Genomic DNA, 7226 nt, shown 5'->3' on the forward strand with positions numbered 1-7226 from the left:
TCAGGCAGACCATCCGGCGGAACCGTATCCGCCTGCGCCGACACCGGGGCCACCACAGCACCCGCCACCAACAAACCCGCAGCCACACCACACACAGCCACAGACGCCACAAAAGTACGCATGCTCACGAAAGTCCCCATTTCCTAGTGAGCGTCCAAGGCCCCCACGGCCCCGGAACCGGGCAGAGCCCGCAATCCCCAGCTAATTCGGGAAGCTAGGAGGCAGGTACGCCACCCTCGAAGATCACCGTCGGTTTCCCCACCGACATCTCCAGGCTGACGCGCATCCGATCCGTCTCACCATCGGGAATGGTGAAGGATCGAACGATTGTCCCCAAGTCCCCAGGAGCGACTATACCAGGATTCGCTGGCGCCTCCGGGTCGTCGAGTTCGGGCGCCGGAACACGATCATCACCAAAATCGACGGCCAGCGTCGCCAGCGACGTGTCGAGGTCCGCGTCGGACTGGTTGTCGATCTCCACGGTGACCCGCAGCGCCGGTCCGCTCACCTCGCCAGGGAGAGCGCCCGTCGCCTCGAACCGGTGCACCGAGGCCACCCGCACGGCAACGTCCTTCTCCGGCGAGGCTGTGTCGTCGATGTCTGCTTCCACGGCGTCCGGCGTCTCGGTCGGCGCCTGTGTCGTCCCCGGCGTGGGCGTCGGCAGATCCGTCGGCTGCGGAGTCGGCGACGATGCAGCCAACGGTGGCTCTGCCGTCGCGGTCAGCGACGCCATCGGGGAGGGCGTTCCGCCCGACAGGGCGAAGCCCCCAGCCACCGCGCCGATCAGAACGACCGCGACACCCACCACGCTCCATACGACGAAACGTCTGTTCTTGTTCTCGCCCATCGTCGTCACCATGGCCACCCCGGTTCAGTCCCATACGCGGCCGCAAAATCGCGACCGCCCCCGCGAGGAGTGTAGCCCGAAACCGAGCGAGCACCGCATCGGTGGCAGACCTCGCGCGAACGCGAACGCCGTCGACCCGAGGGCCGACGGCGTTCGCGTTCGCATGAAGGGATCAGCCGCGGGTGATGCCGACTGTCTTGCCGTTGGCCTCCCAGGTGTTGCTCGTCATCTGTGGGTAGCTGCTGGTCGGGGCGACCACACCGCAGTCGCGCACGCGACGGTCAGGACCGAACGTGTTCTTCTCCACCGACATGTCATAGATCTTGCCTCGGCCGGTCTCGTGGAGGTTGACGCTGCATCCGCCGCCGTTGATGTAGTTGTTGGACACGGTGACCTTCGAGACCCGCCCCATACCCTGGGTGATCTGGATCGCCGCGTTGTGCGCGTCGCTCATCCAGTTGTTACGAATCTTGATGTTCGAGCCCGCCTGGATCTGGATCGAGTCATCGTGGCTTGCACCGCCCCCCTGAGTGGGGTCGCTGGCGTAGTGGAGGTTGTCTTCCAGGACGGAGTTCTCCACCGTGACGTTGGAGCCGATGATGCGGATCGGATCGACGACGTCGTGGATGTGCACGTTCGAGGCGGTGAAGTTCTGCCCCATGATCCCGTTGACGTACGTTCCGGACACGGCGGCGTAGATCTCGGAGTTGCGGATCTTGAATGAGTTCTCAGCGTTGCTGTAGTTGCTCACCAAACCGATGCTCGACGTCGTGGCCCGCCCGAGGACGCGAGTGTTCTCGATGATCACACCCGGCGCCTTGACCCGGATGAACCCGCGCACCTCTAGGCCGCTGACGACGGTGTTCGCCTTCGTGATCGTGAGATCACCGTGGTGAACCTTGAGCGAGGTACCGGCGGGCACGCCTGCGTTCGCCGCGATATCGTCGGTGGCGGGCTCCTCGTCGACCGGAGCGGGCTCCTTCTTGACTGGGTCAGGCGAGACAACTGCCGGCTGCGCCGAGCCGTCGGCAACCTTCGCAGACGCGGAACTTGCTGCGCCGCTGCTCGTGTAGAGCCAGGCGTCGGCGTAGCCGGTCGACGTAAGGCGCGACCCGGACGTGTCCTTGGCCGTGATCGTCGCGTCATCGCCCGTATCGAGGTTCGTGACGGTTCCGTTCAGCGTGACGGATGTCGTGCCGGATGCCGTCAACGACACCTGCACCTTCTGGCCGGCGGTGACGGTGACGTCGGTTCCGGCGACGTCCACGAGGTCGGTCTTACTCCCCGCCGACTCACGCTTGAGCGACACGTGCACTTCGCCCGAGGGCGCGACACGAGCCTGCATCAGGTAGTAGTTGTCGCCCTGCACCCGAACCCGGGAGCCGACGTAGGTCCCCCACCCGTCGGGCTTGGCCGACAACGTGAACACCGAGTGTGCTTGGTCTGCCTTGGTGGCGCTGACATCTGTGGATGTGCTGTGGCCGGGTTCGGCGGTCAACGTGCTCGTGGCCGCGTGTGCGGCACCGGGACTGAGGAGGACGCCGGCAACAGCCGTGACGAAGGCGAGCGAGAGCGCTACCAGCGGTGAGCGCAGGCGGAGGCGAGTGGATGTCGTAGAGGTCATGTTACTTTCGGGTTCGCGATCACACGGGGCTGATCGTGGGCGAGTACAAGAACGAGCGCCTAGGGGCAAGCACCGTTCCCCTATTGTTACCTGACAGATGCGCAGAACGCCTCGTCGCGACGAGAGTATGAGAGAAGACTAATGGCTGACAGCGAAGCAAAACCCGCGGTCACGATCGCGATTCCGACGTTCCGGCGCCCCGAGCGGCTCGCCGATCTGCTGCCCGCCGTGGCCGCTCACATCCAGGAGTGCGTGGCGGCGGAACTGGTCTCGCACGGCGCGATCCTCGTGGTCGACAACGACCCGGCGCGCTCGGCCGAGCACGTCGTCTCCGCTGCTGCCGGAGCGACCTACGTCGTGCAGCCGGTGCCGGGGATCCCCGCGGTGCGCAACGCCGCCCTGGACGCCACCGAGACCCAGCTGATCGTCTTCATCGACGACGACGAGTCACCGCTGGAGGACTGGCTGTCCGCACTGGTGACGACGTGGCTCGACCACGGCCGCCCCACCGGCGTCGTCGGGCGGGTGGTGTCGCACTTCCCCCCGGGAACCGACCCGTGGATCGTGCAGAGCGGTCTGTTCCAACGTCCCGAGATGCCCACCGGCACCCCCCGAGACGTCGTGGCCACCGGAAACCTCCTCCTCGACGTCGCCGAAGTGCGACGGCTCGGCGTGCGCTTCGACGAGTCGATCGGTCTCGGCGGCGGCTCGGACACGATGTTCAGCACGGCGCTGAGTCGACGCGGCGCGTCGTTCGTCTGGTGCAACGAGTCGGTCACGGTGGACCCCGTCGAGCCGTCCCGTCTGACCCGGCCGTGGGTACTGCGTCGCGCGTACAGCCACGGAAACGTCGCCGCCCGCGTCGCGGTGGCCACCGCCCCCACCCGCATCGCCCGGCTCGGTGCCGTCGTTCGCCACGCCGCGGGGGGAGCCGGTAGGGTCGTTGTCGGTGCTGCGCGCGTGGGGGGCGCGCGGATCAGGCTTGATGTCGGTGCAGACGCACGGGCACGTCGGCTGATCCGCCGTGGAGCGGGGATGGTGTCGGGAGCGCTGGGGCGCTCATTCTTCGCCTACGCGCACGACCGCGCGCACGACACCGAATAGGAGACGGGCCGGGACTGGGATCGGCCCGCAGCGGGGAACCGGGGGAAAAAATGAAAGAGCAATCAGGGCGCGTCGTCGTCGTTGGTCAGGGGTACGTGGGGCTTCCGATCTCTATGCGTGCCAACGAGGTCGGGTTCGACGTGATCGGTATCGACCTCGATGCCCGCCGCGTCAGTGCGCTGTCGGCGGGGCGTTCGCACGTGGAGGACATCACGGACGATCGGCTCCGCACGGCGCTGGACACCGGACGCTACGCGGTGAGCCGTGACTACGCCGGGGCCGCAGGCTTCGACATCGCGGTGGTTTCGGTTCCGACACCGCTGCGCGAGACGCTGCCCGACCTGTCGTTCATCGAGAGCGCGGCCCGGTCGCTGGCCGAGCACGTCCGGCCCGGCGCGACCGTGATCCTCGAGTCGACGACCTACCCGGGGACGACCGAGGAACTGTTCGTGCCGATCCTCGAGGCCGGGTCCGGCCTACGCGCCGGAGCGGACTTCGCTGTCGGCTACAGCCCCGAGCGCATCGACCCCGGCAACACCACCTGGGACCTGCGGCGAACGCCGAAGATCGTCTCCGGCATCGACGAGGCCTCCCTGGCACGGGTCCGCGCGTTCTTCGAGGCGATCGTGGACACCGTCGTCCCGGTGAGCTCCCCCAAAGAAGCGGAGATGGCCAAACTCCTGGAGAACACGTTCCGCCACGTGAACATCGCCCTCGTCAACGAGCTCGCGGTGTTCGCGCACCAGCTGGGCGTCAACATCTGGGAAGCGATCGACGCCGCCTCGACCAAGCCGTTCGGGTTCATGAAGTTCACGCCGGGGCCCGGCGTCGGCGGCCACTGCCTTCCGGTGGACCCGAGCTACCTCTCGTGGCAGGTTCGCCGCGAGCTCGGCCAGGCGTTCCGCTTCGTCGAACTCGCCAACGACGTCAACGAGCACATGCCGTCCTACGTGGTGCAGCGCGTGCAAGCCCGGTTGAACGACGACGCGAAAGCGCTGCGCGGCAGCCGGGTGCTGCTGCTGGGGTTGTCCTACAAGCGCGACACCGGGGACGTGCGGGAGAGCCCCTCGCTGCAGGTCGCGCACCTGCTGAACCAACAGGGGGCCATCGTCGCAGGCGTGGACTCGCACGTGCCCGAGCACCTGTGGCCGACCGGCGTGGAGGCCGCGACGCTCGACGCGCAGACCCTCGCCGACGCGGACATCGCCGTCGTGCTGGTCGACCACGGCGACATCGACTACTCCCTTCTCACGCAGAGCACGACACCCGTGCTCGACACGAAGAACCGCCTGTCCGGGGAGCACATCGACACCCTGTGAGCGCGCTGCGGGCGGGGTCATCCGCCGGCGAGGTGTGCGATCGACGATGTCCGCGCTAAGATGGCGGTCGGGAAATCTGCGGTGGGGACCGCACGAGTCATTCTGGGGAGACTCATGGCTACACGAATCGGCTATGCGGCGGGAGCGTTCGACCTGTTCCACGTCGGGCACCTGAACATCCTGCGCCACGCGAAGGAGCAGTGCGACATCCTGATCGCCGGCGTGGTCAGCGACGAGATGCTGGAACAGGTCAAGGGCGTTGCACCGTTCATCCCGACGGCCGAACGCGCGGATATCGTCCGCGCCGTGCGCTACGTCGATCACGTGCACGTGGAGACGGTGCCCGACAAGCTCGACGTGTGGCGCAGCGTCGGTTTCACGCACTTCTTCAAAGGCGATGACTGGCGCGGCACCGAGAAGGGGCAGCGGCTGGAGCGGGAGTTCGCCAAGGTGGGCGTCGAAGTGGTGTACTTCCCGTACACCGCGCACACCTCCAGCACACAGCTGAGGCGGGCCCTTGACGTGGTCGCCACCGAGATCCTGCACGATCACAGCGACCGCACCGCCACCGCCTGACGTGCGGGACCGGCGGGCGGCACGAACCGACCGCTGTGGACTGTCAGCACACGCTGAGCCAGGCGCGGGTAGGGTGAAACGACCTGTCCGCACGACGACTCGCGAGCGTTTCCATGGAGCTTTCCATCATCGTTCCCACCTTCAACGAGGGTGGAAACGTCGATGAGCTGGTGCGGCGCATCGGTGACGCGCTGGGCGGGCGGAGCTTCGAGGTGATCTTCGTCGACGATTCGACCGACGACACCCCGGACCGCGTCCTCGCCACCGCGCAGCGCGCACCGTTCCCGGTACGTCTGCGCCACCGCGAATCGGCCGACGCCGGCCTCGGTGGCGCCGTCCTCGAGGGATTCGAGTTGGCCGCGGCTCGGTGGTGTCTGGTCATGGACGGCGATCTGCAGCATCCGCCCGAGGACATCGCCCGGCTCCTCGACCGCGCGGCGGCGGGAGATGTCGATGTCGTGATTGCCTCCCGCTACGCCTCCGGCGGTGACTCCCGCGGGCTGGCGGACGCGACCCGCACGGCGGTCTCGCGCCTGTCGACCCTGTTGACCAAGGCGATGTTCCCCCGCAAGCTGGCCACGTGCACTGACCCGATGACGGGGTTCTTCCTCGTCGACCGCGACGCCGTCGACCTGTCGACACTGCGCCCACGCGGGTTCAAGATCCTCCTCGAGATCCTCGCTCGCCGCCAGTTGCGGGTCGCGGAGGTGCCGTTCTCCTTCGCCGAGCGGTACGCGGGCGACTCGAAAGCGAATCTCCGCCAGGGGCTGCGCTTCCTGACTCAGCTGACGATGCTGCGGTTCGGGCGCATGTCGGCTTTCGCGCTGGTCGGAGGCGTCGGGGCCATCGCGAACCTCGTCATCATGTGGGGGCTGATCCGACTGGGGATGGACTATCTGCCCGCCGCGATCATCGCGAGCGAACTGACGATCATCGGCAACTTCCTCCTGTTGGAGTACCTGGTGTTCGCCGACATGAGGGCCGAGTCGGGACGGTTGTGGCACCGCTTCGCCAAGTCGTTCACCTTCAACAACCTCGAGGCGATCGTGCGTATCCCGATCATGGCGATGCTGGTCGAAGGAGCCCACGTCCCGGCTGTGCTCGCGGCCGGGCTGACCCTCGTCGCCGCGTTCATCGTGCGGTTCGTCTTCCACGCGCTGGTCGTCTACGCCCCGCGCCGGGCCCTCGCGTCCCAGTCCGCGCCGGAACCCGCCGAGGTGTCCGGGCGGCGTACCCTGGACGCATGACATCTCCCACTGACGGAATCACGATGTTCGGCGCCCAGTGGTGCGGCGACTGCCGCCGCACCAAGGCCCAGCTCGACGGGCTCGGCGTCACGTACACGTACGTCGACCTCGAAGCGGACCCGGCGGCCGCGGACGTCGCGCGCGAGATCTCCGGGCGCACGAACATCCCGGTCGTGGTGTATCCCGACGCGACCCACCACGTTGAGCCCTCGAACGCCGATGTCGAGACCAAACTCCGCGAGTTGTCGCTGATCTGACCGGCCGTCACCGTCCGTTGCGGCGGTGGTGACCGTTCTGCCTGACGACCGATCCGACGGTGAGTTTGCCGCCCGTCTGGGTGGCGCGGCGACCCGTCCGACGCGCCGTGCCGCCACCCGCCGTGCCGCCGCCCGCGGTACCGCCGCGGGTATGCGAGCGATCCGCGCTGTCTCGACGCGCCACATCGGCGTGCCGCGCGTTTCGCGCATCTCTCGCCGCGGCATCGCGCCTCCGCTGACCACCCGCGCCGG

8 protein-coding genes are annotated in these 7226 nt (G+C 67.6%); 6 read left to right on the forward strand and 2 right to left on the reverse strand.

The genetic code is table 11. The features are described 5' to 3' along the window. Nucleotides 1-214 precede the first annotated feature (214 nt). Together ACK5KK_RS12210 and ACK5KK_RS12215 are read right to left on the reverse strand one after the other, a co-directional pair. Entirely contained in the window at nt 215-847 is a 633-nt protein-coding gene (locus ACK5KK_RS12210; RefSeq protein WP_416890357.1) for a hypothetical protein, read from the reverse strand. A 172-nt stretch (nt 848-1019) separates the two neighbouring features. Further along, nucleotides 1020-2471: a hypothetical protein gene (locus tag ACK5KK_RS12215; protein ID WP_416890358.1), complete on the reverse strand. Its 1452-nt coding sequence runs from the start codon at nt 2469-2471 to the stop codon at nt 1020-1022. Nucleotides 2472-2612: 141 nt separating this feature from the next. On the opposite strand from ACK5KK_RS12215, the gene ACK5KK_RS12220 reads away from it, so the two are divergent. From ACK5KK_RS12220 to ACK5KK_RS12245, 6 genes are all read left to right on the forward strand, one after another. Next, entirely contained in the window at nt 2613-3575 is a 963-nt protein-coding gene (locus tag ACK5KK_RS12220; protein WP_416890359.1) for a glycosyltransferase family 2 protein, read from the forward strand. 50 nt (nt 3576-3625) lie between these two features. Next, nucleotides 3626-4894, forward strand: coding sequence for a nucleotide sugar dehydrogenase (locus ACK5KK_RS12225; protein ID WP_416890360.1), 1269 nt, complete (start codon nt 3626-3628; stop codon nt 4892-4894). Nucleotides 4895-5008: 114 nt separating this feature from the next. Further along, complete coding sequence (locus ACK5KK_RS12230) at nt 5009-5470, forward strand: adenylyltransferase/cytidyltransferase family protein (protein ID WP_416890361.1); 462 nt, start codon at nt 5009-5011, stop codon at nt 5468-5470. A gap of 113 nt (nt 5471-5583) precedes the next feature. Further along, on the forward strand, nt 5584-6717 hold the full coding sequence (locus ACK5KK_RS12235) for a glycosyltransferase (RefSeq protein ID WP_416890362.1): 1134 nt from the start codon (nt 5584-5586) through the stop codon (nt 6715-6717). Further along, nucleotides 6714-6974, forward strand: a complete 261-nt coding sequence (locus tag ACK5KK_RS12240; RefSeq protein ID WP_416890363.1) for a glutaredoxin family protein — start codon at nt 6714-6716, stop codon at nt 6972-6974. The genes ACK5KK_RS12235 and ACK5KK_RS12240 overlap by 4 nt, the downstream gene beginning before the upstream one ends. A 28-nt stretch (nt 6975-7002) precedes the next feature. Next, nucleotides 7003-7226 (forward strand): hypothetical protein (locus tag ACK5KK_RS12245; protein WP_416890364.1); only part of this gene is annotated, 224 nt, incomplete at its 3' end.

This window comes from Microbacterium sp., from assembly GCF_047972865.1.
Lineage (GTDB): Bacteria > Actinomycetota > Actinomycetes > Actinomycetales > Microbacteriaceae > Microbacterium.

Coding starts and splice junctions, on each gene's coding strand:
- ACK5KK_RS12210 (WP_416890357.1), bottom strand. CDS start 847: ATGGGCGAGAACAAGAACAGACGTTTCGTCGTATGGAGCGTGGTGGGT.
- ACK5KK_RS12215 (WP_416890358.1), bottom strand. CDS start 2,471: ATGACCTCTACGACATCCACTCGCCTCCGCCTGCGCTCACCGCTGGTA.
- ACK5KK_RS12220 (WP_416890359.1), top strand. CDS start 2,613: ATGGCTGACAGCGAAGCAAAACCCGCGGTCACGATCGCGATTCCGACG.
- ACK5KK_RS12225 (WP_416890360.1), top strand. CDS start 3,626: ATGAAAGAGCAATCAGGGCGCGTCGTCGTCGTTGGTCAGGGGTACGTG.
- ACK5KK_RS12230 (WP_416890361.1), top strand. CDS start 5,009: ATGGCTACACGAATCGGCTATGCGGCGGGAGCGTTCGACCTGTTCCAC.
- ACK5KK_RS12235 (WP_416890362.1), top strand. CDS start 5,584: ATGGAGCTTTCCATCATCGTTCCCACCTTCAACGAGGGTGGAAACGTC.
- ACK5KK_RS12240 (WP_416890363.1), top strand. CDS start 6,714: ATGACATCTCCCACTGACGGAATCACGATGTTCGGCGCCCAGTGGTGC.